General features: G+C 52.5%; 24 protein-coding genes. 11 read left to right on the top strand and 13 right to left on the bottom strand.

Features of this window, described 5'->3' with window-relative positions; genetic code table 11:
* Positions 1-59: 59 nt before the first annotated feature.
* From M2403_RS07440 to yeaG, 3 genes are all read right to left on the bottom strand, one after another.
* Positions 60-251 carry a hypothetical protein gene (locus tag M2403_RS07440; protein ID WP_259228844.1) on the bottom strand — a complete coding sequence of 64 codons (192 nt, stop codon included), beginning with the start codon at positions 249-251 and terminating at the stop codon, positions 60-62.
* A gap of 210 nt (positions 252-461) precedes the next feature.
* Entirely contained in the window at positions 462-1,736 is a 1,275-nt protein-coding gene (locus tag M2403_RS07435; RefSeq protein ID WP_152327087.1) for a YeaH/YhbH family protein, read from the bottom strand.
* A 34-nt stretch (positions 1,737-1,770) separates the two neighbouring features.
* The gene (yeaG, locus tag M2403_RS07430) at positions 1,771-3,705 is read right to left on the bottom strand and encodes a protein kinase YeaG (protein WP_165057771.1); all 1,935 of its coding nucleotides are present in this window, start codon (positions 3,703-3,705) and stop codon (positions 1,771-1,773) included.
* Positions 3,706-4,225: 520 nt separating this feature from the next.
* Between yeaG and M2403_RS07425 the strand changes: the two genes are divergently transcribed.
* Together M2403_RS07425 and M2403_RS07420 are read left to right on the top strand one after the other, a co-directional pair.
* Positions 4,226-4,975: a MipA/OmpV family protein gene (locus M2403_RS07425; protein WP_259228843.1), complete on the top strand. Its 750-nt coding sequence runs from the start codon at positions 4,226-4,228 to the stop codon at positions 4,973-4,975.
* A 122-nt stretch (positions 4,976-5,097) separates the two neighbouring features.
* Entirely contained in the window at positions 5,098-5,952 is an 855-nt protein-coding gene (locus M2403_RS07420; protein ID WP_259228842.1) for an aldo/keto reductase, read from the top strand.
* A 73-nt stretch (positions 5,953-6,025) separates the two neighbouring features.
* Here the strand turns inward: M2403_RS07420 and M2403_RS07415 are convergent, their stop codons facing one another.
* The gene (locus M2403_RS07415; protein WP_152327091.1) at positions 6,026-6,895 is read right to left on the bottom strand and encodes a D-hexose-6-phosphate mutarotase; all 870 of its coding nucleotides are present in this window, start codon (positions 6,893-6,895) and stop codon (positions 6,026-6,028) included.
* A 170-nt stretch (positions 6,896-7,065) separates the two neighbouring features.
* The gene (gapA, locus tag M2403_RS07410; protein ID WP_165057765.1) at positions 7,066-8,064 is read right to left on the bottom strand and encodes a glyceraldehyde-3-phosphate dehydrogenase; all 999 of its coding nucleotides are present in this window, start codon (positions 8,062-8,064) and stop codon (positions 7,066-7,068) included.
* A 349-nt stretch (positions 8,065-8,413) separates the two neighbouring features.
* Between gapA and msrB the strand changes: the two genes are divergently transcribed.
* Both msrB and M2403_RS07400 read left to right on the top strand, forming a co-directional pair.
* A complete protein-coding gene (gene msrB / locus M2403_RS07405; protein WP_259228841.1) occupies positions 8,414-8,827 on the top strand; it encodes a peptide-methionine (R)-S-oxide reductase MsrB in 414 nt (137 codons plus the stop codon).
* A gap of 83 nt (positions 8,828-8,910) precedes the next feature.
* Complete coding sequence (locus M2403_RS07400) at positions 8,911-9,183, top strand: YeaC family protein (protein ID WP_195823172.1); 273 nt, start codon at positions 8,911-8,913, stop codon at positions 9,181-9,183.
* Positions 9,184-9,251: 68 nt separating this feature from the next.
* On the opposite strand, the gene M2403_RS07395 is transcribed toward M2403_RS07400, so the two are convergent.
* The 4 genes from M2403_RS07395 to sppA form a co-directional block, all read right to left on the bottom strand.
* Positions 9,252-9,806 (bottom strand): serine acetyltransferase, encoded by a 555-nt coding sequence (locus tag M2403_RS07395; RefSeq protein WP_152327095.1) that lies wholly within the window; start codon positions 9,804-9,806, stop codon positions 9,252-9,254.
* A 389-nt stretch (positions 9,807-10,195) separates the two neighbouring features.
* Complete coding sequence (gene pncA, locus M2403_RS07390; protein WP_152327096.1) at positions 10,196-10,825, bottom strand: bifunctional nicotinamidase/pyrazinamidase; 630 nt, start codon at positions 10,823-10,825, stop codon at positions 10,196-10,198.
* A gap of 20 nt (positions 10,826-10,845) precedes the next feature.
* On the bottom strand, positions 10,846-11,859 hold the full coding sequence (gene ansA / locus M2403_RS07385) for an asparaginase (protein ID WP_165057761.1): 1,014 nt from the start codon (positions 11,857-11,859) through the stop codon (positions 10,846-10,848).
* 156 nt (positions 11,860-12,015) lie between these two features.
* The gene (gene sppA / locus M2403_RS07380) at positions 12,016-13,869 is read right to left on the bottom strand and encodes a signal peptide peptidase SppA (RefSeq protein ID WP_152327098.1); all 1,854 of its coding nucleotides are present in this window, start codon (positions 13,867-13,869) and stop codon (positions 12,016-12,018) included.
* A gap of 179 nt (positions 13,870-14,048) precedes the next feature.
* Between sppA and M2403_RS07375 the strand changes: the two genes are divergently transcribed.
* From M2403_RS07375 to M2403_RS07365, 3 genes are all read left to right on the top strand, one after another.
* The gene (locus M2403_RS07375) at positions 14,049-14,600 is read left to right on the top strand and encodes an NAD(P)H nitroreductase (RefSeq protein WP_152327099.1); all 552 of its coding nucleotides are present in this window, start codon (positions 14,049-14,051) and stop codon (positions 14,598-14,600) included.
* Positions 14,601-14,846: 246 nt separating this feature from the next.
* Positions 14,847-16,793, top strand: coding sequence for a DNA topoisomerase III (locus tag M2403_RS07370; RefSeq protein WP_165057759.1), 1,947 nt, complete (start codon positions 14,847-14,849; stop codon positions 16,791-16,793).
* Positions 16,794-16,815: 22 nt separating this feature from the next.
* Positions 16,816-17,112, top strand: coding sequence for a DUF1496 domain-containing protein (locus M2403_RS07365; protein ID WP_193333189.1), 297 nt, complete (start codon positions 16,816-16,818; stop codon positions 17,110-17,112).
* Positions 17,113-17,194: 82 nt separating this feature from the next.
* Here M2403_RS07365 and M2403_RS07360 read toward each other — a convergent pair whose 3' ends face one another.
* Both M2403_RS07360 and xthA read right to left on the bottom strand, forming a co-directional pair.
* Complete coding sequence (locus M2403_RS07360; RefSeq protein WP_152327100.1) at positions 17,195-17,584, bottom strand: pyrimidine (deoxy)nucleoside triphosphate diphosphatase; 390 nt, start codon at positions 17,582-17,584, stop codon at positions 17,195-17,197.
* A 5-nt stretch (positions 17,585-17,589) separates the two neighbouring features.
* Positions 17,590-18,399 (bottom strand): exodeoxyribonuclease III, encoded by an 810-nt coding sequence (xthA, locus tag M2403_RS07355; protein ID WP_259228840.1) that lies wholly within the window; start codon positions 18,397-18,399, stop codon positions 17,590-17,592.
* A 254-nt stretch (positions 18,400-18,653) separates the two neighbouring features.
* On the opposite strand from xthA, the gene tyrR reads away from it, so the two are divergent.
* Entirely contained in the window at positions 18,654-20,228 is a 1,575-nt protein-coding gene (tyrR, locus tag M2403_RS07350) for a transcriptional regulator TyrR (protein WP_165057758.1), read from the top strand.
* 108 nt (positions 20,229-20,336) lie between these two features.
* On the opposite strand, the gene tpx is transcribed toward tyrR, so the two are convergent.
* Positions 20,337-20,840 (bottom strand): thiol peroxidase, encoded by a 504-nt coding sequence (tpx, locus tag M2403_RS07345; RefSeq protein WP_152327103.1) that lies wholly within the window; start codon positions 20,838-20,840, stop codon positions 20,337-20,339.
* 132 nt (positions 20,841-20,972) lie between these two features.
* Here tpx and ycjG point away from each other — a divergent pair, with 132 nt between their 5' ends.
* Together ycjG and M2403_RS07335 are read left to right on the top strand one after the other, a co-directional pair.
* Entirely contained in the window at positions 20,973-21,950 is a 978-nt protein-coding gene (gene ycjG, locus M2403_RS07340) for an L-Ala-D/L-Glu epimerase (protein WP_259228839.1), read from the top strand.
* Between the two features lie 208 nt (positions 21,951-22,158).
* On the top strand, positions 22,159-23,715 hold the full coding sequence (locus tag M2403_RS07335) for an ABC transporter substrate-binding protein (RefSeq protein ID WP_235937345.1): 1,557 nt from the start codon (positions 22,159-22,161) through the stop codon (positions 23,713-23,715).
* A 64-nt stretch (positions 23,716-23,779) separates the two neighbouring features.
* On the opposite strand, the gene M2403_RS07330 is transcribed toward M2403_RS07335, so the two are convergent.
* Positions 23,780-24,985, bottom strand: a complete 1,206-nt coding sequence (locus tag M2403_RS07330) for an MFS transporter (protein WP_152327106.1) — start codon at positions 24,983-24,985, stop codon at positions 23,780-23,782.
* A gap of 112 nt (positions 24,986-25,097) precedes the next feature.
* Here M2403_RS07330 and M2403_RS07325 point away from each other — a divergent pair, with 112 nt between their 5' ends.
* Positions 25,098-26,054, top strand: a complete 957-nt coding sequence (locus M2403_RS07325; protein ID WP_259228838.1) for a LysR family transcriptional regulator — start codon at positions 25,098-25,100, stop codon at positions 26,052-26,054.
* Positions 26,055-26,157 lie beyond the last annotated feature (103 nt).

The raw sequence follows: 26,157 nt of genomic DNA, 5'->3' as shown, positions 1-26,157 counted from the left end.
ATACCAGGCTCAATCCATAAAATAATGACCGGGCCTTATTTTGTATCTGCAAATTAACCTTAAATATAATGACTCACCTGAGTCTCAATCCTTGCCGCGGGAGTTTTAAATTCTTTTGCCAATAAAGCGATAAACGCATCGCGGTCGATATGCTCTATCTTTCCCTCGTGATAAACCTCTGAATACGAAACATAAAGCCCGTCTTCGAACCCGATCTCTACAGGTTCATCTTCAATACGAATTTTTTCCATAATGTATTCCTCAACCCTTTGTTAAAAAAGTAAAAGAAGTCAGCATCACAGGTGATTGGGGTCTTAAATTTATAGAAGATAGTGTGACGGCTGGCGGGAACGTAATCTGTGATCGTGGGCGAATAACCTTATACGTAGCAGGTTATTGTGAGGATGATTCCACAAAAAAGCCGGCGAGGATTTTGCCGGCTTTTTAATTAACGTCGAACATCAACTGTTCTCAGTTTGTTTGTGGAAGAGTTCCCGGAAGACCGGATAAATATCTTCCTGTTCGCGGATATGCTGCATGGCGAAATTATCAAATCTCTCCTGCAACACTTCATATTCACGCCACAGCGTCTGGTGGGCACGGCGGGTGATTTCGATATAGCTGTAATAACGCACCATTGGCAGGATCTTCTGTGCCAGAAGCTGGTGGCACAGAGGGGAATCGTCAGCCCAGTTGTCGCCATCAGAGGCCTGCGCGGCATAAATATTCCACTGCGCTGGGTCGTAGCGTTCCTGAATGACTTCATCCATCAGTTTCAGTGCGCTTGAAACGATGGTCCCGCCGGTTTCCTGCGAGTAGAAGAACTCCTGTTCATCCACTTCTTTGGCTTGTGTATGGTGACGGATATAGACCACGTCGACGTTTTTATACGTCCGGCTCAGGAACAGATAGAGCAGAATATAGAAACGTTTGGCCATGTCTTTGGTTGCCTGATCCATAGAACCGGAGACATCCATCAGACAGAACATCACGGCCTGGCTGGAAGGCTCAGGGCGACGCTCGTAGTTGCGATAACGTAAATCAAAGGTGTCGATGAACGGCGTTTTGGCGATTTTCGCCCGCAACTCGGCGATTTCCTTACGCAGCCGTTCTTCTTCCAGTAATTGTGCCGGTTCACTGTGTTCAACCTCGGTCAGCGTCGATTCCAGCTCACGCAGCTCCCGTTTTTTACCCGCGGTCATCGCCGTGCGGCGAGCCAGGGAGTTTTGCAAAGAGCGCACCACACTGATATTCGCCGGTACGCCGTTAGACGTATAACCGGAGCGGTGGGTTTTGAATTCAGTCAGCTGCTTATGCTGATTTTTTCTCAGGTTAGGAAGCGCCAAATCTTCAAACAGCAGATCGAGATATTCGTCTTTGGAGATCTGGAAAGAAAACTCGTCTTCGCCTTCACCGTCCTGACTGGCTTCGCCCTGACCACTGCCGCCGCCACCGCCCCCTTGCGGTCGTTCGATACGGTCATTCTGCACAAAGTGGTCATTGCCGGGGTGAACACGGTGGCGTAAGCCACCGCGGCCCTGATGGAACATGGGTTCGTTGATATCTGCATTGGGGATCGAAACCGACTCCCCGCTGTCCACGTCGGTAACCGAACGCTTGTTGATGGCCTCGGCAATCGACTGTTTGATTTGCGACTTATAGCGACGCAAGAAGCGCTGGCGGTTCACCGCACTCTTGTTTTTGCCATTCAGCCTGCGGTCAATAAAATACGTCATATTTCCCCCAAACGACGTTGCCAACGATCCCCTGTTACGAGGATTTTCTTACGCGCAGATACCATTCACACAGCAGGCGAACCTGTTTGCGTGTATATCCTTTCTCCATCATTCTGTCGACAAAATCATCATGCTTCTTCTGTTCATCGGTCGACGTCTTGGCGTTAAACGAGATAACTGGCAGTAATTCCTCGGTATTTGAGAACATTTTTTTCTCAATCACCGTGCGCAGTTTTTCGTAACTGGTCCAGTTTGGATTGCGGCCGCTGTTATTGGCGCGGGCACGCAGCACGAAGTTGACGATTTCGTTACGGAAATCTTTTGGATTACTGATCCCGGCTGGTTTTTCAATTTTCTCCAGCTCTGCGTTCAGGGATTCACGGTCAAACAGCTGGCCGGTATCCGGGTCACGGTATTCCTGATCCTGGATCCAGAAGTCAGCGTAGGTGACATAACGGTCGAAAATGTTTTGTCCGTACTCTGAATAGGATTCCAGATAAGCGGTCTGGATCTCTTTACCGATGAATTCAGCGTATTTCGGGATCAGATAGCCTTTCAGGTGTTCCAGATATTTCTCAGCGATGTCCTGCGGGAATTGCTCGCGCTCGATTTGCTGTTCCAGAACATAGAACAGATGGACCGGGTTGGCGGCGACTTCCGCATGATCAAAGTTGAATACGCGGGACAGAATTTTAAACGCGAAACGCGTCGACAGCCCGTTCATCCCTTCGTCCACGCCCGCATAATCGCGGTATTCCTGATAGGATTTGGCTTTCGGATCGGTGTCTTTCAGGCTTTCGCCGTCATAGACGCGCATTTTGGAATAGCTGCTGGAGTTCTCCGGCGTTTTCAGACGCGAAAGAATGGAGAAGCGTGCCAGCGTTTCTAACGTACCCGGCGCGCAAGGAGCATGCGCCAGTTCACTGTTGCTGAGCAGTTTGTCGTAGATTTTCATCTCTTCGGAAACGCGCAGGCAATAAGGCACTTTGACGATGTATACACGGTCAAGGAACGCTTCATTATTCTTGTTGTTGCGGAACGTCACCCACTCAGATTCGTTGGAGTGCGCCAGAATAATGCCGTTGAACGGCAGGGCAGAGATCCCTTCGGTCCCGTTATAGTTACCTTCCTGTGTGGCGGTCAGCAGCGGGTGCAGCACTTTAATCGGTGCCTTAAACATCTCGACGAACTCCATCACACCCTGGTTTGCACGGCAAAGTGCGCCGGAATAACCGTAAGCGTCCGGATCGTTCTGCGCGTGGTTCTCCAGTTTACGGATATCCACTTTCCCGACCAGCGCGGAGATGTCTTGGTTGTTTTCATCGCCAGGCTCAGTTTTGGCTATAGCAATTTGTTCGAGAATCGACGGCCAGACTTTCACGACTCTGAATTTCGTGATGTCACCGCCAAATTCGTGCAGACGTTTTGCCGCCCACGGCGACATGATGGTGCCCAGATAGCGCGGAGGAATGTTGTATTCTTTTTCGAGAATATGCGCATCTTCCTGCGGATTAAACAGGCACAGCGGATGATCGTTTACCGGGCTGCGTTCGCCGTTGGCGCTCAGCACATAAATCGGTACACGTTGCATCAGGGATTTCAGCCGTTCGGCCAGTGACGATTTACCGCCACCCACCGGACCCAGTAAATAGAGGATTTGTTTCTTTTCTTCCAGACCTTGCGCGGCGTGTTTCAGATAGGAGACGATCTGCTCGATGGCCTCTTCCATGCCGTAAAATTCTTCAAATGCAGGGTAGCGTGCAACAACACGGTTCGAGAATAAACGCGACAGGCGTGGTTCAAGCGCGGTATCTACCATCACTGGTTCACCGATTGCCATCAACAGACGTTCCGCCGCATTGACATAAGCACTGCGATCTTGCCGTGCAATGGTAAGAAATTCCTGCAGTGTGAACTCTTCGTCCTTGGCAGCCTCATAGCGCTGGCGATAATGGTCAAATATGTTCATACGATGCCCGTCCTTCGTTATTTTACCTTTCGTTTTGAAGCGTTAGCGCAACCTCAAAGACTTGGGTATAGCACAGGTTAATGAGAGCTAAGCCCCCGGAAGAAAGATCTCCCACCTGAATACAGCAACCCTTATGCCAACTTGCAGAACCCCTTTGACGCTGACAGTGGCGATGATTTGAAAACTGTCATAAATCGGTGGGACGGGCGACTGTTCAGGCTAAGTCTTTCATCTATTTATAAGCGTAGTTTGGCATTAGAAAAATTTCCTCTCTGGTTTTGCCGTTTTTTAAGTCATTTCAATGACTCAGTTGTCCGGAATGCTCTGAAAAGCCTTGCAGGACGTGCCTTGCAGACCGGAAGTTGTTTCTTTAGTCATTTTTATTTCATATTTTGCAGATAAATTGTGCGATCGCTTCGATTTTTCAGGTTAAGGTTTTTTAGAGAACGAGAAATGCTAAGCGGGATACTTACGCTTCATTTACACTACCGACGATTTTTTACTTAATGGAATTAAGACAATGAAGATTTTGAACCTCAAAACACTGTCCATCGTGGGCTCGGCAGTGCTTTTCAGTCATGTAGCTGTCGCAGGAACCTGGTCACTCGGCGCTTCGGCTCTGGCGGATGTGAACGCATACCGTGGTTATGACAATAAAATTTTACCCGTGCCGATCGTGTCTTACGACAGTGACGATTTCTATTTCAAATCACTGACTGCAGGCTACTATCTTTGGAAAGACAGCAGCAATAAATTCAGCGTCACTGCAACTTATATTCCATTCGGTTTTGACCCCGATGACTCTGACGATCACCAGATGAAACGTCTCAACAAACGCCGCGGTACGCTGATGGGCGGTCTGGCGTATTCACATGTTGAAGACTGGGGCACGCTGCGTGCAACGTTTAACGGTGATGTGCTCAATAACAGTAATGGCCTGGTCGCCGATGCGGCTTATCTGTATCCGATTCATCAGGACAACTGGGCGCTGGTTCCTGGTTTTGGTGTTATGTGGAACAGCAGCAACCAGAACGATTACTACTATGGCGTCACCAAAGGAGAATCGCGTCGCAGTGGCCTGAACAGCTATTCTGCCGATGACAGCTTCAGTCCTTACGCCGAGATTTCCGCTCGTTATAACTTTACCCGCGACTGGCAGGGCTTCTTCACCGGCCGTTACATCCGTTTAGCGGACGAAGTGAAAGACAGTCCGATGGTGGATAAATCTTATAGCGCGATTGTCTGGACCGGTGTGACCTACAGCTTTTAATTAAGCGGGCACTTTTCCGGTGCATACTCTGCACATTCATGGGGCGTTTCGCCCCATTTGCACATTTATAGTTCATCACGAGTTCATCACTCATTTTTTGCAGACCCGACAGGAGGAAACAGATGAAAGCGAAAACCGTGCAATTTCCTGATGGCACAAGCGTTCCCGCAATCGGACAAGGCACCTGGTTTATGGGAGAACAACGCAGTGAGCGGCGCGCCGAAGTGGATGCGCTGAAACAAGGGCTGGATGCCGGTATGACCCTGATCGACACCGCAGAAATGTACGCGGACGGCGAGGCGGAAAGGGTGGTCGGCGAGGCAATAGCCGGACGGCGTGATGAAGTGTATCTGGTCTCAAAAATCTATCCACATCATGCCGGAGGGGAGAAGGCGATAACCGCCTGCGAACAAAGTCTCAAAAGATTGCAAACAGATTGTATAGACCTTTATCTGTTGCACTGGCGTGGTTCGATTCCGTTACATGACACCGTTGCGGCGATGGAAAAGTTGCAGCAGTCAGGCAAAATCCGGCGCTGGGGCGTATCCAATCTTGATACCGATGATATGCAGGAATTGTGGAAGATTCCCGGCGGCCAGGAATGTATGACCGATCAGGTTTTATATCACGCCGCTTCACGGGGCATCGAATTTGACCTTTTGCCGTGGTGCGAAGAACACGCTGTCCCGGTAATGGCGTATTGCCCGCTGGCACAGGCCGGAAAATTACGTCATGACGTGCTGGACAATCCGGTGATGCAGAAAATTGCCGCCGTGCGCGGCGTGAGCAGTTCGCAAATCGCGCTGGCTTGGGTAACGCGCACCCGCAACGTGATTGCGATTCCTAAAGCCGTTCAGCCGCAGCATGTCAAAGAGAATGCGGCAGCGTTGGCGCTGTTTGTAACGGATGAAGAAATTGCGATGATCAATGCTGCCTTTCCGGCACCACGCGGGAAAACCTCGCTGGATATGGTCTGAATTCGCTAAATCTGACGCAGACAAAAGGGGCCGGATGGCCCCTTAGTTTTTACGACGGGAAAACTCTGTCCGGTTATTTGCGGATTGAGAATGTCACCGCAAGACGTGCCGGTGCAGCGGCGGTCGAAACATGCTTGTCTGACACCTGCGCCGTTTCAACACAAACCATGGTTTTGTAACCGTCGTCTGGCATATCGGCCATGCTTACGGACAGCGCAGAACCCGGGTTCCACGCCACAACGTCTGCGTTGTTTTCATGCGCAACAACCAGCGTGCGTTTCAGCACCGGATCCACGATTTCACTGGTCGCCTGAGGCTGGGTGTAGATGCGGTCAGTCTGTCCGGTAAAGGTCAGGTCACCAGCTTCTTCTTTAAGTTTCGCGCCATCGACTTTATCAATGAAGCTGGCACCGAGCCCTTTAACGGTGACATCCGCGATATTGCCGATGTTGAAATAGGTGTGCAGGGCGCTGTTGGCTTCGAAGTCACCGGCAGATTCCAGCTCAATGTGGCAGATTTCACCGAGTGTGAAGCGCGCGGTCAGCACAAATTCGTGTGGCCACAATTCCAGACTTTCAGGTGTGCTTTTCAGCGTCAGCGTCAGAACAACGCCTTCAGCGCTTTCTTTGTGATCGGTCAGTGTCCAGGCGAAGTTACGCGCAAAACCGTGAGACGGTTTACCCGCCGGGCCAAACCACGGCCAGCAAATTGGAATACCGCCACGAATTGCGACGCCTTCTTTGAAAGCGCTTGCGCTGCTCATCCACAGCACAGGCGCTTCGCCTTCAGGCTGCCAGGACAATAAATGTGCGCCTTGTAAGGCTACAGCCGCTTTTACTTTGGGATGAGAAACAACGATCACCGGCAGTTCGTCGATCTGACGCTGGCTGATGGTGGTTGAAATTTGGTTTACGACCGGAAGAGAAAAGAGTTGTTCTGTCATTATCTAAAGTCCTGTCAGGGTTTTAACAATTACGAAGATAAGAACCAAGACTACAGATGAACGTGATCATTCTGTTTGATCGCACTCATATGCCTGATAAAAATGTGCGACTGACAGAAAGCAAAAGGGCGACTTGCGTCGCCCTTCAATCAGTTCATCAACATCGCCAATTATTTGGAAACGTGAGAAATCAGATCCAGTACTTTGTTTGAGTAGCCAGTTTCGTTGTCGTACCAGGAAACCAGTTTCACAAAGTTGTCATTCAGCGCGATACCTGCTTTAGCATCGAATACTGAAGTCAGTTTTTCGCCGTTGAAATCGGTAGAAACAACGTCGTCTTCGGTGTAACCCAGAACGCCTTTCAGGTCGCCTGCTTCAGAAGCTGCTTTGATTACTGCGCAGATTTCTTTGTAGGTTGCTGGTTTTTCCAGACGTGCAGTCAGGTCAACAACAGAAACGTTAGGAGTAGGAACGCGGAACGCCATACCGGTCAGTTTACCGTTCAGAGCAGGGATAACTTTACCTACTGCTTTAGCTGCACCGGTAGAAGAAGGGATGATGTTCTGAGATGCGCCGCGGCCGCCGCGCCAGTCTTTGTGAGACGGGCCATCAACGGTTTTCTGAGTTGCGGTAGTTGCATGAACAGTGGTCATCAGCGCTTCAACGATACCGAAGTTGTCGTTGATAACTTTAGCCAGTGGTGCCAGGCAGTTAGTGGTGCAAGATGCGTTAGAAACGATTTCCTGACCTTTGTATTCTTTATGGTTAACGCCCATAACGAACATAGGGGTGTCATCTTTAGATGGACCAGTCAGAACAACTTTCTTAGCGCCTGCAGTGATGTGTTTACGTGCAGTTGCGTCGTCCAGGAACAGACCAGTCGCTTCAGCAACAACATCAACGTTAACTTCATTCCATTTCAGGTTAGCTGGGTCACGCTCAGCGGTAACACGGATGGTTTTGCCGTTAACAACCAGGTGACCGTCTTTAACTTCAACAGTACCGTTGAAACGACCATGAGTTGAGTCGTACTTCAGCATGTATGCCATGTAATCTGCGTCTAACAGATCGTTGATTGCTACGATCTCGATGTCAGAACGTTCCTGAGCAGCACGGAAAACAATGCGACCGATACGGCCAAAACCGTTGATACCTACTTTGATAGTCATATATTCCACCAGCTATTTTTTTAGTGAATAAAAGGTTGGTTGTAAAATTACAAAAACCTTGCTGAGCGTCAAGCGGAATCGTGTCAATTATTGCTGTAAGTCAAAGCGACGACCTACTGTTGCTCGCTTATTGCACGTTCCGTTTTTTTAATCGGCTCACAACAACATGGGGGCGAAAAACAGAATATAAAGGACAAGAAGATCAGGAGTGTGATCGCCATCACAAGTTGGAGCTGGCTAACGCTGATGCCATACAGTTTAGGACAAAACAGGCTGAATTGTTGTTAATTTTTTGTTATTATAAACTGTTAATTTAGTTGTAATTTAAATTCGTCAGAGAACGATAATCATGAGCAATGCATCCAAATCTGCTTCTGCACCCGAACAACTCACTGAAATTCAACGTTATGTCACTCAGGAACACGGAACCGAGCGCCCTTATACAGGAAAACTGCTGCACAACATTCGCCAGGGCATTTATCATTGCGTAGTGTGTAACGCGCCTCTGTTTTACTCCGAGACTAAGTATGAATCCGGCTGCGGATGGCCAAGTTTTTATCAACCTGTTGACCACGATGCGATAAAATATCTCACTGATAATACGCATAATATGGACCGCATTGAGATCCGCTGTTCCAGCTGCGGGGCACATTTAGGGCATGTTTTCCCGGATGGCCCGCAACCAACAGGTGAACGTTACTGCGTAAATTCTGCTTCGATGAGTTTTACCGACAGCAAAAATGGCGAAAAAACGGCCGGTTAGGCTGCGCTGTAATCTTACCGACAAAATCGATTCAGCTATTATTCAAAACCTTTTGAATAATCCTGTTGAACAGAGGTGCTCAGATGGAAATTAATCAACTCATTGATGTAATGACGCCGGAAATCTACGCACGTCTGGCGCTGGCCGTAGAGCTGGGGAAATGGCCCGACGGTGTGGCGCTGACGCCAGAACAAAAAGAGCACAGCCTGCAAGCGGTGATGCTGTATCAGTCACGTCACAACGTGGATGCCCAGCATATGAGCATCGGCACTGACGGGCAGATCGTTACCAAAAGCAAACAAGAGCTGAAACAACAGTTCGCTCAGGATGCGCTGATTAGACTCAAACCGGAGTAATGGGAAGGGGTTTGTCTGAGGCATAAAAAAGGCGCATAACGCGCCTTTAAAAAATAATCGTCAGTGAGTTACGCAATCTGCTTGTAGATCAGGTTATCTGTGCGCTGGTTATAGACAACGCAATCATTAGGAACATTTTTATCTACGAAACTCATCGCACCGATGGTGACATTATTCCCGATGCTTATATCGCAACCGATAATGCAACTGTTCGCACCAATGATGACATTGTCCCCGATATAGATCTTGCCGCTCTGATTGTCATATTTGATACCAATTGTCACATTTTGCTTAATGTTCAGGTTCGAGCCTATTTCGCAACAATCGGCAACCACAATACCAACGAAATGAGAAATCTTCATTCCGGGGCCAATATCAGCGCCCAGATTGATATCGGTACCATATTTATTTCTTAATCTTCTGTTTACCGAAATTGCATATTTTCTGGAAGCCTTGCCGCCGGTTTTATAAAGATAATTAGCGATTCGCCACCAGAAGTAGAATCGCCTGCCGGGGCATTTAATGGCGCGATGCAGCGTGCGGAACCAGGAAAAGTCTTTCTCTGAATCCATCACTTCACGCTGAAGACAGCTTTTTAAAATTTGATATTGGTATTCTTTCAATCTGATAATCCTTAAGGGTTAGCCTGCTCATCCTAAGCTTGAGTTATTCATTTAATAAAAAGCGGCGCCATCTTATTGGTACGGCCACGCATAGTCCATTCATTATTTATCGATAAAAAATAACGGACACATTGCAGAGTCATTAGCGTGGCATGCCAGTCGTAAAATTATCATGGAATACAGCCAGGTGATTAATGATAGTGTGCTATTTATAACGTATTACGCATACCCAAAACGAGATCTATTACGTGAAGTTTTGTAAAAAATGAATTTGTCCGGAATTGAACATCTTACGGCGGGGACATGGAGATAAGCAGTTTTTTTACGCGAAATGTCAGGGAATAAAAAAGGCGCATACGCGCCTTTTTTGCCTCTGAAGAGCAGAGTAATCAGCCGTTCAGGGCGTCTGCCGTCCCGATTTGTGCGCCAGCCTCACGCATTGCTTCAACAGCTTCAGCACTGTCGTGAGGTTCGATGTTCACACCACGGCAGCCATCGGTCAGCAGCGTAACCTGATATCCCTGTGACAGCGCGTCCAGGACCGTGAACTTCACACAATAATCCGTCGCCAGACCCATGACATAAAGATGCGAAATCTTTGAGGCTTTCAGCCAGTCGTTCAGCACGGTAGCGGCGCGGTGGCCGTTATCGAAGAATGCGCTGTAACTGTCGATTTCAGCGTCCGTGCCTTTTTGGACGACAAAATCTAAAAGACGCGTATTCAGTGACGGATGGAATTCCGCGCCGGGTTCGTGCTGAACGCAGTGAACCGGCCACCAGACCTGCGGCAGCCCGTTCAGTTCGCCCGATGTCCAGGCATCCTGATGCGAGTTTGCGGCAAAACTTTTGTGTCCGGCAGGGTGCCAGTCTTGCGACGCCACCACGGGGATATCGCGGCTTTTACACCACAACATCATCTGATTGGCGACGGCAACGGTCGCATCCCCATCATTAACGGCCAGCGCGCCACCGCGGCAAAAATCGTTTTGCAAATCGACCAGCAACAACGCAGATTTCATATCGCCTCTTATACGGTCAACTATTCCGTCAGTTCGCCACGCAGATTCTGCTGCATCAGTTCGCGGATTTCTTCCGGCGTATGTGACTGGCTGAGCAGGTAATGCAGCTTGGTCAGCGCGGCTTCCACCGTCATATCAAATCCGCTGATTACGCCGGAATGCGCAAGCGCATTACCCGTTGCATACCCCCCCATATTGACGCGTCCGGAGATACATTGCGTCAGATTCACGACCACAATGCCGCGCTCAGAGGCGTCCTTCAGCACTTTCAGCAAATCACCTTTTTGCGGGGCATTGCCGACTCCGTAAGAGCGCAGGATCAGCGCTTTCACTGGCTGCATCAGAAAGTTTTGCACAACTTCTGCGGAAATGCCGGGGTAAATAGTCACCACGCCGATAGGCTGCGGGGTGATGTGATGCACTTTCAGCGTCGAAGCAGGAACGACCGGCAGCGAAGGGGTGGACAGACGGCGGATGTGAATGCCCGCTTCCAGCAACGGAGAAAGGTTGGGTGACGCAAATGCATCAAAACCGTCGGCGTGGGCTTTAGTGCTGCGGTTACCGCGATAAAGACGGTTATTGAAAAACAGGGTGACTTCGTTAACCGGATGATTTGCCGCAATATACAGCGAGTTCAGCAGGTTAATCTGCCCGTCAGAGCGCAGGGCTTCCAGCGGGATTTGCGAACCCGTAACGATCACCGGCTTGCTCAGATTTTCCAGCATGAAAGACAGCGCAGAAGCCGTAAAGGCCATGGTGTCCGTGCCATGCAAAATCACAAAACCGTCGTAATCGTCGTAATGCGCCTGAATGTCGTCCGCGATGTGCTGCCAGTCTTCCGGCGTCATATCGGAAGAATCCATCAGTGGCGCGTATTCCTGAATCGTAAACTCAGGCATTTCAGGGCGGTGGAATTCTGGCATCAGCGCCAGCTGGCGTTGTAAATGGCCGGATACAGGAATGTAACCCTGCTCAGAACGCTGCATACCGATGGTGCCGCCGGTGTAGGCAACGTAAATAGATTTTTTAGTCATCGAAGATGTTCTTTTTTTAGAAAGGTGAAAGCAACTGCGCTAAGTATAAAGGCTTCGCCGCCGCTGTCCCACCAGAAAAGGGCGGTGCCACAAAAAAGCCCGGCGCTCTCTGGGAGAAGCGCCGGGCAGATTTTCATGCCGCAGGGGTTAACGCAATTACTTCACGTCACCACACGTCAGGCAAAGTGCGTAACGGTTTTGCGGATCGTTCATGTTGCTGAACAGGTCAGCTTGTGATTTCAGCTCCATCGCCATTTTGCTCACCGGCGCAGGCAGATAGGCCTGAATAGCCGCGGGCAGCATGGCGTGAACGGACACGCTGACCTGGGAGAACAACATATCGCTCAGACTTGGCTCGCTGACATACCAGTTCAACTGCCATTTCGGCAGTTTGGCCAGATCCGCAGCTTTCTTCACGGCGTCATCGAAATCACCCAGTTCATCCACCAGACCGTTGGCCTTGGCGTCAGAACCAATCCAGACGTGACCCTGTGCAATCTGATCAATCTGCTCCGGCGTTTTATGACGGGAATCCGCCACCAGGCCGAGGAAGGTTTTATACCCATTCTCGATGTTCAGCTGCATCATTTGCGAGAATTCCGGCGGCAACGCTTTGGTCGATGCGATATCGGCCAGCGGGGAAGTCGCCACGCCATCAGTATGCACACCGGCGTAATCAAGTGTGTTCTGATACGTATTGATCACACCAAAGATACCGATGGAGCCGGTCAGCGTGCTTGGGCTGGCAATGATGTAGTTCGCTGGCGTTGAAATCCAGTAACCCCCGGAAGCCGCCATGCCACCCATTGAAACTACCACCGGTTTACCCGCAGCTTTTGCGGCGGCCAGTTCAGAGCGGATCACTTCAGACGCGCTGACGCTGCCGCCAGGACTGTTGACGCGGAAGACAATCGCTTTCACTTTCGGATCCAGACGGGCATCGCGAATTTGCTGTGCGGTGGTATCGCCGCCCACCGCACCCGGTTGCTCTTCACCGTCGTTGATGGCACCGGTCGCGAAGATCACCGCGATTTGCGGATCATTGTTATCCGGTTTTGGCTTCGGTGAATAATCGTAAATGCTGGTGTAGTTGAAGTCTTTGGTGGTTTTATTCCAGCCAAATGCTTTCACCATGTCATTGTCTGCGTCGGTTCGTGATGCCAGAGAATCCACCAGTTTGGCTTTCAGCGCGTACTGAGCCATATCGCCGCCGGTGGCCTGCATTCCTGCAAGAATGCCCGCTGCACCCGGGAACAATTGCTCAGGCGTAATCTGACGGTTAGCTGAAACGGTATTGAGGTAGTTACTCCACAAGCCACCAATCCAGCGGCTATCCGCCTCGCGGGCCGCAGGCGACATATCATCACGGATCAGCGGTTCAACGGCAGATTTATACGTCCCGACGCGGAAGATGTTGGTGGTGACCTTCAGCTTATCCAGCAGAGATTTGTAGTACAGATTATTGGTCGCAAAACCGTGCAAATCGACCGCGCCCTGCGGCGACAGATAGATTTTATTGGCGTAGCTCGCCAGATAATATTGCGACTGATTGTAGCTGTCACCGATGGCGTAAATCGGTTTACCGGCATCACGGAATTCACGTAATGCTTTACCGATATATTGCATGGATGACTGATCGGTACCGGTGAAATCGGTCAGTTGCAACACGATACCGGTGACGTTTTTGTCATCTTTTGCTGAACGAAGGGTATCGACCAGATCAAACAGGGAGTTTTCCTGTAACCGGCTGCTGGATGTCCCCAGAAGCTCGCGGCCCCACTGGCGGACTTTATTGTTGACGGAAGGTTTGTCCACCACCGAGCCGCTAAGATCAACCAGCAGCGCGCCTTTGGTGGTTTCAACCGGCTTATCCTGCACGGCATACCAGATGCCGACGCCGGCCAGAATGATCAGAATAAGAAATACGTTGAGAATGAATTCTCTGACGAAATTAAGAAGACGCCAGGTCCACTTAAAAAAACCGGCGATAATTCGCCACAATGTGCGCATGGTCTCTCCAATAAGACGGTTAAGTCTCGCTATCCTAATGACCTGCCGGAGAAATGTCAGCTTTAAATCATTTCAGAATTTGGCGGTGACGCATTATCCGAAAGCCTGCCGGAGGTTGGAAAAATGCGTTGTGCCTATGTTAACGTAAGGTAAATAGCAATTATTCTCAGGAGATTAAAATGGACGCACTGGATTTGTTACTTAACCGCCGTTCTGCATCCCGTCTGGCGGCTCCCGCACCGGCAGGGCAAGCACTGCAAAATATCATCAACGCAGGGCTGCGTGCGCCAGACCACGGTGCGCTTCAGCCGTGGCGCTTCGTGATTGCAGAAAATGATGGTCTGACGCGTTTCAGTGAGCTGCTGCGCGCGGCGGCGATCAAAGACGGCGCGGACGAAAAAGCCATTGAGAAAGCCACGCAGGCTCCGCTTCGCGCGCCGCAAATCATCACCGTGATTGCGGCCTGCAAGGAAAGCCCGAAAGTGCCACAGTGGGAACAATTGTTGTCCGCCGGTTGTGCCGTGCAGGCGATGCAGATGGCAGCGCTGGCTCAGGGGTTCAACGGCATCTGGCGCACCGGCGCGTGGACCGATCATCCTGATGTCCGCAAAGCCTTCCATTGCGGCGAGAACGATAAAATCGTCGGTTTCCTGTATCTCGGCACGCCGCAGCTCAAAGCAAGTTTGCAGGTCATTCCGGTGGACAGTACACCTTTCGTGACGCATTTCTAAGCCATTTCCTCACGACGGACAGACCGGTTTTTCAGCAGAATATGTTCGGTTGAATCTGATAAACCGGTTTTTCGCTGCCTTTGTGAGCGACCGCCATCCCGGATGTCTCTATCCATCTTACTAATTGCGCCGCCAGCGGCTAACATAGCCACCCTGGATGATGAGGACGTTGTGAATGAAGGATGGGATGATGGAAATTCTTGTAGCGATCACACTCGCGGTCACACTTCAGGACGGTGCGATCTGATGCGTCTGTTTATTGCCGAAAAACCCAGCCTTGCCCGCGCTATTGCCGATGTCCTGCCAAAGCCTCATCGCCGCGGCGACGGATACATTGCCTGCGGTAACGACCAGGTGGTGACCTGGTGTGTCGGTCACTTACTGGAACAGGCCCAGCCGGATGCCTATGACAGCCGCTTCGCCCGCTGGGCACTGGCTGACTTACCGATCATTCCTAATAAATGGCAGCTTCAGCCGCGTCCTTCCGTCGCTAAACAGCTTAATGTCATCAAACGTCTGCTGCTTGAAGCCTCTCAGGTTGTCCACGCGGGTGACCCGGATCGCGAAGGGCAACTGCTGGTGGATGAAGTGCTGGATTATCTCGAACTGACGCCGGAAAAACGCCAGGCGACCCAGCGCTGTCTGATTAACGATCTCAATCCGCAGGCCGTCGAACGTGCCATTGAACGCCTGCGCGACAACCGTGATTTTATTCCGCTGTGCGTTTCTGCCCTGGCCCGCGCCCGCGCTGACTGGCTTTACGGCATCAACATGACCCGCGCCTATACTATTTTAGGGCGCAATGCAGGATACAACGGCGTGCTTTCCGTGGGCCGCGTGCAAACGCCAGTGCTCGGTCTGGTGGTGCGCCGTGATGAAGAAATCGAAAACTTCGTACCGAAAGATTTTTTTGAAGTGAAAGCGCATATCGTCACGCCTGCCGAAGAACGCTTCATCGCGCTCTGGCAACCGAGCGACTCCTGCGAGCCGTATCAGGATGAAGAAGGGCGTTTGCTGCACCGCCCGCTGGCCGATCACGTGGTGGCGCGCATTGCCGGGCAACCGGCGATGGTCACCGGGTATAACGACAAACGTGAAAATGACATCGCGCCGTTGCCGTTCTCGTTATCCACCTTGCAGATTGAAGGGTCAAAAGCTTTTGGCCTGAGCGCGCAGCAGATTCTGGATATTTGTCAGAAACTCTATGAAACGCACAAACTGATTACGTATCCGCGTTCGGATTGCCGATATCTGCCAGAAGAACATTTTGCCGGACGTCACGCCGTACTGAATGCCATCGGCGTTCACCGCCCGGATTTAATGCCGCAGCCGGTGGTTGATACCGATTTGCGTAACCGTTGCTGGGACGACAAAAAGGTCGATGCGCACCACGCGATTATCCCGACGGCTCGCAGCAGTAACGTCAACCTGAGCGATGACGAGCGCAAAATTTATGGTCTGGTAGCACGTCAGTATCTGATGCAATTCTGCCCCGACGCGGTATACCGCAAATGCGTTATCGATCTGGATATTGCAGGTGGCAAGTTTATCGCCAAAGCGCGTTTCCTGGCTGAGGCAGGCTGGCGAACACTGCTTGGCAGCAAAGAGCGTGACGAAGAAAACGAAGGTACGCCGTTGCCGGTCGTGGCGAAGGGCGATGAATTACTGTGCGAACGCGGAGAAGTGGTGGAGCGCCAGACGCAGCCGCCGCGCCCGTTCACCGATGCGACATTGCTTTCCGCGATGACCGGTATTGCGCGTTTTGTTCAGGATAAAGAACTGAAGAAAATTCTGCGCGCCACGGACGGATTGGGCACAGAAGCGACACGCGCCGGGATTATCGAACTCCTGTTCCGCCGCGAGTTTTTATACAAAAAAGGGCGTTATATTCATTCCAGCGACACTGGCCGCGCACTGATTCATTCACTGCCGGACATTGCCGCAAGGCCAGATATGACGGCTGACTGGGAATCCACGCTGACGCGTATCAGTGAAAAAAGCTGCCGCTACCAGGATTTCATGGAACCGCTGGTCGCCACGTTGCAGAACCTCATCATTCAGGCCAAAACGAACCGGGTGTCTTCGGCATTCCGCAGCCTGCCTTCTAAGCCCGCTGCGGCGGCGAAAGGCAAAAGCGCACCTAAACGGCGTAAAGCCAGTCCCAAAGGGAAGGAAGCAAGCAGTGATGAATAACGTACTGATGAATAAGAAGTTGATGCATAAAGCGCTGATGGCGTTACTGGTCAGTTCGTCATTGCTGTCGGCTCCGGCTATGGCGGAGCGTTACGGCAACGGCGCGGACGTCGTGGTACCGCTGCCGCCGCAAATCTGGGAAAACAGCGGCAACGGCAATAATAACAGTGCGCCGACCTGCCATAACTGCTGCATCTACAACAACCAGAGCTACAGTGAGGGCGCGGTGGTCACGGCAGACAGCGTGGTGCTGCAATGCTCGCGCGACCCGAACGTGGTCGGCACCAATGAACTGAAATGGGAAGTGCTGAAAAAATAACCCCGCTCTGAACAGCAAAAAGGCGCGGAAACAGTCACCTGTCCGCGCCTTTTTTATGGAGAAGCGTTAAGCGGCGCCGTGGCTACAAGGCCCGCAGATAGGCGTCAATCAGCGGAATATCCGCCGGTGCCAGTTCAAAGGAACGAACCTCCTGCGGCGCAACCCAGCAAACTTCCGAGTGACACTGTAACGAAATCGTTCCTGTAAAACTGCTGACGCGCCAGCCGTGCAGCCGGATCAGGCGTTCCGGCTGGTGCAGTTCGCTGGTCGCGACAAAACCGGCAACCTGCGCGGTGATGTTCATCTCTTCGCGTAACTCACGTATCAGCGCGGCGGGCTGACTTTCCCCGGCTTCGACTTTCCCGCCGGGGAATTCCCATAAACCGGCCTGATCGCTGCTGGCATCGCGCCGGGCGAGGAGTAATTTTCCCTCACATTCAATCAGCGCGGCAACCACATCAATCGTCTTCATCTGTATTACTTCAGGTCGAACGTTGCCCAGATTGGCGCATGGTCAGACGGTTTTTCCATTCCTCGAATTTCGTAATCGATACCGGTTGCTAAACAGCGTTCAGCCAGCGGATTGCTCGCCAGGATCAGATCGATGCGCAGGCCGCGGTTTTCGTCAAAGCCGCGTGAACGGTAGTCGAACCACGAGAATTTATCGGTCGCTTCCGGGTTAGCGGCGCGGAACGTATCAACGAGTCCCCAGCCTTTCAGGCGATCCATCCATTCGCGCTCTTCCGGCAGGAAAGAACATTTACCGGTGCGCAGCCAGCGTTTACGGCTGTCTTCGCCGATACCGATATCCAGATCGGTCGGGCTGATATTCACGTCGCCCATCACAACCACCGGATTATTCACTGACAAACTGGTGTTCAGGTAATCCTGCAAATCGCGGTAGAACTTCTCTTTGGCCGGGAATTTGGTCGGATGGTCGCGGCTTTCACCCTGCGGGAAATACCCGTTGATGACCGTCAGAATGCCCTGGGGCGTTTCAATGTCGGCCATAATGATACGGCGCTGGGAGTCTTCATCGTCTCCCAGGAAACCACGACGTACAGCCACCGGTTCCTGCTTAGTCAGCATAGCCACGCCATAATGGCCTTTCTGACCATGATAGAACACGTGATAGCCGTACTGGCTGACATCTTCCAGCGGGAACATGTCGTCATGAACCTTAGTTTCCTGCAGACCGATCACGTCAGGCTGATGCTGTTCAATAATGGCGGCAAGCTGGTGCGGACGTGCGCGCAATCCGTTGATATTAAAGGAGACGAACTTCATAGTCGGGAACCATTTGGCGATGAAATCAGAAGGGCGATAGTAGCAGAAAAAGGGGGCGATGGCGAAGTCCGCGCACCCGAAAATAACAGCAAAAATCACTGCAAAAGCAAAACGCTTACCCGATCATTGTGGCAAGCGGATTTCCAGCCGGGAATTATTTTGTCAACTTTTCGTGACAGTCTCTTCTTCCCGTGTACATGAAAGAGTATTATCCCTCCAGCGATTTCCGCACCGGCAGAAAAAGGTCAACACTGATGCGTCTGGAAGTTTTTTGCGAAGACCGCCTGGGGCTCACCCGGGAACTACTCGATCTACTGGTTTTACGCAGTATTGATTTACGCGGTATCGAGATTGCCTCGATTGGCCGCATTTACCTTAATTTTTCCCAACTGGATTTTGATACTTTTCGCGCCCTGATGGCAGAAATCCGCCGTATCGACGGCGTGACGGATGTCCGTACTGTCACGTTCATGCCTTCTGAGCGTGAACACCGCGCCCTGCGTGCGCTGCTGGTTTCCATGCCGGAGCCGGTATTCTCCATTGATATGAAAGGTAAAATCGAGCAGGCCAACCCGGCAGCGATGGCATTGTTTGAACTCGATGAAGATAAAATCCGCAACGTCACGGCGGCGAACCTGATCACCGGTTACAACGTCACGCGATGGTTAGAAAGCGATAATGCTCAGCCGCATTCCGAGCGAATTGTCATCCGCAGTCAGGATTTCCTGATGGATCTCACCCCGATCCACATTGAGGATGAAAACGAAAAAGGCGGGATCGCCGGTGCCGTGGTCATGCTCAAATCAGCCGCCCGCATGGGTCGGCAGTTGCAGGATCTGACGGTCAACGACGACAGCGAGTTCGACCATATTGTCGCGGTCAGCAGCAAAATGCGCCACGTGCTGGATCAGGCCCGCAAACTGGCGATGCTGGATGCCCCGTTGCTGATCGTCGGTGATACCGGCACCGGCAAAGATTTGCTGGCACACGCCTGCCACCTGCGCAGCGCGCGCGGTAAAAAGCCGTTCCTTGGCCTCAACTGTGCTTCGCTGCCGGATGATGTCGTTGAAAGTGAACTGTTCGGTTATGCCGCTGGCGCATATCCGAATGCTCTGGAAGGAAAAAAAGGCTTCTTCGAACAGGCCAACGGCGGTTCGGTATTGCTCGATGAAATCGGTGAAATGTCGCCGAGAATGCAGATCAAGTTGCTGCGTTTTCTCAATGACGGCACGTTCCGGCGCGTCGGCGAAGAGCATGAAGTGAAGGTGGATGTACGCGTGATGTGCGCCACGCAGAAGAATCTTGTGGAACTGGTTCAGCGTGGAGAATTCCGTGAAGACCTGTATTACCGTCTGAACGTGCTGAGCCTGACGCTGCCGCCGCTGCGCGATCGTCCGGCGGATGTCATGCCGCTGACCGAACTGTTTGTGGCGCGTTTCTCTGATGAACAGGGGATGCCGCGACCAAAACTGTCCTCGCAGCTGGCAAATTATCTGACGCATTACGGCTGGCCGGGCAATGTCCGTCAGCTCAAAAACGCCATTTATCGTGCGCTCACCCAGCTGGAAGGCGGCGAACTGCGCCCGCAGGACATCGTTCTGCCAGACTTTGATGCCGAAGTGACGATTGGAGAAGAAGCGCTAAACGGTTCGCTCGACGACATCAGCAAGCGTTTCGAACGCTCGGTGCTGACCCGTCTTTATCGCACTTATCCAAGCACGCGAAAACTGGCGAAACGTCTGGGCGTTTCACACACGGCGATTGCCAATAAACTGCGCGAATACGGCCTCAGCGCCCGTCGCGGTGAAACCGGCGAAAGCGAAGAGTAATGCCTGCTGGTCAGTAAATTTTTCATTAAATAAGAAGCAATAAAAAGCAACGGACTGAGCCGTTGCTTTTTTTTCGCCTGTCATCCGAAGATGACAAAACTCAGATCCTTATTTCAGGACAGCCAGCGCAGACTCATAGTCCGGTTCGGTGGTAATTTCGTTCACCAGCTCGCTGTACAGCACGTTGTCCTGACCATCCAGAACGATAACGGCACGCGCAGTCAGGCCAGCCAGTGCGCTGTCGGTGATCGCGACGCCGTATTCAGATTTGAAATCACCGCCACGTAGGGTGGACAGCGTGGTGACGTGGCTCAGTCCTTCCGCACCGCAGAAACGGGACTGTGCGAATGGCAGGTCAGCGGAGATACACAGAACCACAGTGTTCTCAATTTCGCCCGCCAGCTGGTTGAATTTACGCACTGACGTCGCACAAACACCGGTATCAATGCTTGGGAAAATGTTCAGGACTTTGCGTTTGCCCGCGAAGCTGCTCAGGCTGACATCAGAGAGATCTTTAGCGACCAGGCTGAACGGCTTGGCGACATCGCCTTTTTGTGGGATTTTGCCGGCAACGGTGACCGGGTTGCTCTGAAAGTGTACTGTCTGGGTCATGATTATTTCCTATGGACATTGGAGTCAAACGGCTTTCAGTTTAGGGGAACAATTGTAGGTTGGATATAGATTAAATGCTAAATACTTGTATATCTTATATATACCCGTTTGAGTATATACCGAGGAGCCGCTATGAGAAGTGTCCGCTTTTATCCGGAAGCCTGGCCGTTGCATACGACATTTGTGATCTCCCGCGGCAGCCGCACTGAAGCGCGCGTAGTCACAGTCGAAATCGAAGAAAAGGGCATTCGCGGCGTGGGAGAATGCACGCCGTATCCCCGTTATGACGAAAGCGAAACCTCGGTGATGGCGCAAATTGCCAGCGCCGTCACGGCGATTGAACAGGGCGCTACGCGCGAACAGTTGCAACATTTGCTTCCTGCCGGCGCCGCACGAAATGCGCTCGATTGCGCGTTGTGGAATCTTGAAACGCAACTCACCGGCCAGACTCTCTGGCAACTCACCGGCACTGAACCGCTGGCGTCAATCAGCATGGCGCAGACCGTCAGTATCGGCACGCCGGAAGAGATGGCGGAAGCCGCGCTCGCACTGCAACAAAAGGGTGCAACGCTGCTGAAAATTAAACTCGATGACCGGCTGATAGCCGAACGTCTGGTGGCTATCCGCGCCGCCGTGCCCAAGGCGTCTCTGATTGTGGATGCCAATGAAGCGTGGCAAAGCGACGGGCTGGCGGCACGCTGCCAGTTGCTGGCCGATCTCGGGATTTTGATGCTCGAACAACCGTTACCTGCGGGTGAAGATTCTGCGCTGGAGAATTTCATCCATCCCCTGCCAATTTGCGCCGACGAAAGTTGCCATACGATTGAAGGGCTTCCGGCGCTGAAAGGGCGTTATGAGATGGTGAATATCAAACTCGATAAAACCGGCGGCCTGACGGGCGCACTGCGGCTGGCAAAGGCGGCGCGTGAGCAGGGGTTTGAAATCATGCTGGGCTGCATGTTATGCACCTCGCGCGCGGTGCGGGCGGCACTTCCGCTGGCGGCGGGCGCGAAGTTCATCGATCTCGATGGCCCGACCTGGCTGGCGCAGGACGTTGAACCCGCGATGAAGTTTCACTGCGGCGGAATTGACATCGCCGGTTCCGAATAATTTCTCGCCTGGGGCCGTTGTTTTGTGCGCGAAGGCAAATCTGTAACGATTTCCTGTAGGGGATTGCGGTAACAAATGATAAAACTCCTGAATATTTCAGGGCTGGCCCCTTATGTGTTCAGGAGAATTTATGCCGCAGGGAAAATCGTTTCCTCTCTTACCGTATTCCGCCTGTGCCGCGCTGGTGGCACTCATTTCCAGTCAGGCCATGGCCGCTCAGGTTCCCGCCGGTACGCAACTTGCCGCCAGACAGGAAATCGTCCGTCATATCAAAGATGAACCCGCTTCGCTCGACCCGGCGAAAGTCGTCGGCTTGCCTGAAGCGCAGGTGGCGCGTGATCTGTTCGAAGGTCTGGTGAATCAGGACGCTAACGGGAAAAATATTCCGGGCGTCGCCGAAAGCTGGCAGAACCAGAACAATCAGATTTTCCTGTTCACATTGCGTAAAGACGCCAAATGGTCGAACGGCGATCCGGTGACGGCGCAGGATTTCGTATACAGCTGGCAGCGTCTGGTTGATCCGAAAAGCTTATCAACCGGTTCATGGTTTGCGGCGCTGGCCGGTATTGCTAACGCTGATGCGATCATTGCCGGGAAAATGCCGGTTGATAAGCTCGGTGTTACCGCCATCAGCCCGACGCAACTGCGCGTCACGCTCGACCGTCCGGTGCCGTTTTTTGTCAGCCTGCTGGCGAATTTCAGCCTGTTCCCCGTGCATAAAGCCACGGTGGAAAAATTTGGCGATGACTGGACCAAGCCTGGCAATCTGGTGGGCAACGGCGCGTATGTGCTGAAAGAGCGCGTCGTGAACGAAAAACTGATGCTGGAGCCGAATCCGAATTACTGGGATCACGCGCATACCGTGCTGACGAAAGTCACTTTCGTGCCAATCAATAAAGAATCCAACGCCACAAAACGTTATCTGGCCAATGATATCGATATCACCGAATCCTTCCCGAAAGATCAGTACAAAAAACTGATGCACGATATTCCGGGACAGGTCTACACGCCGTATCAGCTCGGCACCTATTATTACGCGTTTAACACCCGTCGTGCGCCGACCGACGATTCGCGTGTGCGTCTGGCGCTGTCGCTGAGTATCGACCGCACCGTGATTGCCGAAAAAGTGCTGGGCACAGGCGAAAAACCGGCGTGGCGCTTTACGCCTGACGTTACCAACGGTTTCAAAGCAACGAAAAGTGAAATGCAGGATTACTCGCAGGAAGAACTGAATGCGCAGGCGAAAGGGCTGCTGGCGGCGGCGGGTTATGGTCCGAACAAACCGCTGCATCTGACCTTGCTGTACAATACCTCCGAAAGCCATCAGAAGATTGCGATCGCGGTGGCCTCGATGTGGAAAAAAAATCTGGGTGCTGATGTAAAACTGGTTAATCAGGAATGGAAAACCTATATCGACAGCCGCAACACCGGCAATTTCGATGTGATCCGCGCGTCATGGGTCGGCGATTATAATGAAGCGTCAACCTTCCTGTCCCTGCTGACGTCCACGCACTCCGGCAATATCAGCAAATTCAGCAGCGCCGATTACGACAAAGTCATCGCTGAAGCCAGCCGTGAAACCAGCGACGCGCGCCGTAACGACGATTACAACAAAGCCGAGCAAATTATCGCCAGCGAGGCACCGATTGCGCCGATTTACCAGTATACCAATGGCCGCCTGATCAAACCGTGGGTGAAAGGCTATCCGATCACCAACCCGGAAGACGTCGCTTACAGCCAGGAAATGTACATCATCAAACACTGATATTTCGTGTCTTCTCAAAATGCAAAAAGCGCCAGTCACGGCGCTTTTTGTTTTTATCTGACGGTCAGCTTTTACGGCTGAACAAACGGACCAGCAGGGCGGCGGCCGCAGCAACGGTGGCCAGCAGAACCACACCCGTCCAGCCACCGGCTTCCAGTGCTTTACTGCCCAGCGCGGCACCGGCGGACATCCCGATAAACACCACGGTAAACAGCAGGGCGTTCAGCCTGCCGCGAGCCGCAGGTTCGAGGCCATAAACCAGTGTCTGATGGGCAACCAGCGTGGCCTGAATACCTAAGTCAAAACCGATGGCACTCGCCACAATCAGCGCAAGTTGCGCATGCGGCGACAACAGCGGCAGCAGGAACATCGCGGCGAATGACACCATCACCAGCGCAGAACCCATTTGTGTGACCCGCGCCGGCCCTTTTTTATCGGCTAATGCGCCTGCCAGCGGAGCCGCCAGCGCACCGGCTGCACCGGCCAGCCCGAAAGCACCGGCCACCGCGCTGCCCAGATGAAACGTATCGTTGAGCATAATCGCCAGGGTTGACCAGAACGCGCTGAATGCGACCGACAGCAAACCCTGAGCCAGCGCCGCGTGGCGCAGCGTTTTATAGTGCTTCCACAATCCGAACATGGAATGCAGCAGTCGGGCATAGCTGATACGCGTGTCCGGTGCGAACCGTGGCAGCACCCGCCACAGCGCAAAACCAATCAGCGCGACGCTGACCGCTGCCAGCTGATACATCACCCGCCAGCCAAAATATTCCGCAACAAAGCCGCTGACCACGCGGGAAAGCAGGATCCCGACAAGCAAACCGGTCATCACCGTCCCGACCGTTTTACCACGCTGCGCCGCCGGAGCCAGATGCGCGGATGCGGGCACGATATCCTGCGCCATAGTGGCGCCGATACCGGTGATCAGGCTGGCGGCCAGTAAGCCGTGAATGCCCGGCACAAAACCGCACAGCAGTAACGCAGCGGCCAGCAAAATACTCTTGAGCAGGATAATGGTCCGGCGGTCGTGACGGTCACCAAGGGGGATCAAAAACAGAATGCCCAGCGCGTAGCCGGCCTGCGTCAGCGTCGGGATAAGCCCGACCGACGTGGTGCTGGCCTGCAAGTTTCCGCCCATAATACCGAGCATTGGCTGGCTGTAGTAAATCGATGCCACGCTCAGCCCGGCACCGGCGGCCAGCGTAAAAATGATTTTGCCGGAAAGCGCTGGTTCAGCGGCGGTTGCAGAGGTTTGGGTGATGTCTGACATGATGTTTTCCTGATGAATACGTGTGTTGTGTGGAGGTCATGGCACGCATTCTTCACCCGAACGGTTATAAGTGGTAGCCTGTACAAAGGTAAAACTGTTATACGTGAGGCGTATGAATACACCACTCACCAGCGGTATTGACCGCATCGACTTAATGCAGACGTTCATTCGTATTGTCGAAAGCGGCAGTTTATCCGCCGCCGCCGCCCAGCTGGGCACCAGCCAGCCAACGGTCAGCCGCCGTTTGCAGTCGCTGGAAAAAATGCTCGGCGCCCGGCTGATTCTTCGCACCACGCACGCCATGAAACTGACCGACGACGGCGAACGGTGTTACGCGCAGGCCAAATTATTGCTCGAACGCTGGGCGTCGCTGGAAGATCAGTTACACGGCGCGGGAGATGAACCGGTGGGCACTCTGCGCGTGCGTGCGCCGCATGCGTTCGGACAGGATCAGCTGATCGGGCCGCTGACCCGCTATTTACAGCGGTATCCGAACCTTACGGTGGACTGGATGCTCAACGACCGCACGCCGGATTTCCTCTCTGAAGATATCGACTGTGCAATTCAGGTCGGGAACGTTGCGGATCCGTCGATGGTGGCGGTTTTGCTGGCCGAAGTGCCGCGTATCGTTATCGCCACGCCCGAATTGCTGCGACAACATCCGGTGACGCAGGTCTGCGAACTGCCGAATTTACCCTGGGTTGCCCTCAGCACCTTTTACCGTAATGAAGTCATGCTGCGCCACGATACCGACGGCAGAATGGAAAGCTGCATGATTGCGCCGCGCATGGCGACTGACAGCTTATACGCCGTGCGCAAGTCCGTGCTTTCCGGTCTGGGCGCGGGCATTGTGTCAGCGTGGGTGGTGCAGGACGATCTTGCGCAAGGGCATTTACAGCGTGTCTTGCCCGGCTGGAACGCACTGCCGTTGCCTGTCTATCTGGTGTACCCGTATTCCAGCTATTATCCGGCGCGGCTGCGTAAATTCCTGGAAGTGATGCGCGGCGTTATGCCGGATCTGGCCGAAATGCAGGCACCGGGCAGTCTGAAATACTCTGGAAAATTGTGAAACAGTAAAGCGGGCGCTGTTTACATTTTTCACGCCCACTCATGGCATGATCGCTTCAGGATATTGAGGTGAAGGGTTTTCACCTGAGTTGTGTTTTGGAACT

The organism is Rahnella sp. BIGb0603 (assembly GCF_024808755.1).
Lineage (GTDB): Bacteria > Pseudomonadota > Gammaproteobacteria > Enterobacterales > Enterobacteriaceae > Rahnella > Rahnella contaminans.
The sequence above is the reverse complement of the archived record's forward strand: the minus strand, read 5'-3'. Positions and strand labels throughout refer to the sequence as shown.

Coding starts and splice junctions, on each gene's coding strand:
- M2403_RS07440 (WP_259228844.1), bottom strand. CDS start 251: ATGGAAAAAATTCGTATTGAAGATGAACCTGTAGAGATCGGGTTCGAA.
- tpx (WP_152327103.1), bottom strand. CDS start 20,840: ATGACCCAGACAGTACACTTTCAGAGCAACCCGGTCACCGTTGCCGGC.
- M2403_RS07420 (WP_259228842.1), top strand. CDS start 5,098: ATGAAAGCGAAAACCGTGCAATTTCCTGATGGCACAAGCGTTCCCGCA.
- ansA (WP_165057761.1), bottom strand. CDS start 11,859: ATGACTAAAAAATCTATTTACGTTGCCTACACCGGCGGCACCATCGGT.
- M2403_RS07360 (WP_152327100.1), bottom strand. CDS start 17,584: ATGAAGACGATTGATGTGGTTGCCGCGCTGATTGAATGTGAGGGAAAA.
- gapA (WP_165057765.1), bottom strand. CDS start 8,064: ATGACTATCAAAGTAGGTATCAACGGTTTTGGCCGTATCGGTCGCATT.
- M2403_RS07425 (WP_259228843.1), top strand. CDS start 4,226: ATGAAGATTTTGAACCTCAAAACACTGTCCATCGTGGGCTCGGCAGTG.
- M2403_RS07330 (WP_152327106.1), bottom strand. CDS start 24,985: ATGTCAGACATCACCCAAACCTCTGCAACCGCCGCTGAACCAGCGCTT.
- M2403_RS07335 (WP_235937345.1), top strand. CDS start 22,159: ATGGCCGCTCAGGTTCCCGCCGGTACGCAACTTGCCGCCAGACAGGAA.
- ycjG (WP_259228839.1), top strand. CDS start 20,973: ATGAGAAGTGTCCGCTTTTATCCGGAAGCCTGGCCGTTGCATACGACA.
- tyrR (WP_165057758.1), top strand. CDS start 18,654: ATGCGTCTGGAAGTTTTTTGCGAAGACCGCCTGGGGCTCACCCGGGAA.
- M2403_RS07375 (WP_152327099.1), top strand. CDS start 14,049: ATGGACGCACTGGATTTGTTACTTAACCGCCGTTCTGCATCCCGTCTG.
- pncA (WP_152327096.1), bottom strand. CDS start 10,825: ATGAAATCTGCGTTGTTGCTGGTCGATTTGCAAAACGATTTTTGCCGC.
- yeaG (WP_165057771.1), bottom strand. CDS start 3,705: ATGAACATATTTGACCATTATCGCCAGCGCTATGAGGCTGCCAAGGAC.
- M2403_RS07435 (WP_152327087.1), bottom strand. CDS start 1,736: ATGACGTATTTTATTGACCGCAGGCTGAATGGCAAAAACAAGAGTGCG.
- M2403_RS07415 (WP_152327091.1), bottom strand. CDS start 6,895: ATGACAGAACAACTCTTTTCTCTTCCGGTCGTAAACCAAATTTCAACC.
- M2403_RS07370 (WP_165057759.1), top strand. CDS start 14,847: ATGCGTCTGTTTATTGCCGAAAAACCCAGCCTTGCCCGCGCTATTGCC.
- sppA (WP_152327098.1), bottom strand. CDS start 13,869: ATGCGCACATTGTGGCGAATTATCGCCGGTTTTTTTAAGTGGACCTGG.
- M2403_RS07400 (WP_195823172.1), top strand. CDS start 8,911: ATGGAAATTAATCAACTCATTGATGTAATGACGCCGGAAATCTACGCA.
- M2403_RS07325 (WP_259228838.1), top strand. CDS start 25,098: ATGAATACACCACTCACCAGCGGTATTGACCGCATCGACTTAATGCAG.
- msrB (WP_259228841.1), top strand. CDS start 8,414: ATGAGCAATGCATCCAAATCTGCTTCTGCACCCGAACAACTCACTGAA.
- xthA (WP_259228840.1), bottom strand. CDS start 18,399: ATGAAGTTCGTCTCCTTTAATATCAACGGATTGCGCGCACGTCCGCAC.
- M2403_RS07365 (WP_193333189.1), top strand. CDS start 16,816: ATGCATAAAGCGCTGATGGCGTTACTGGTCAGTTCGTCATTGCTGTCG.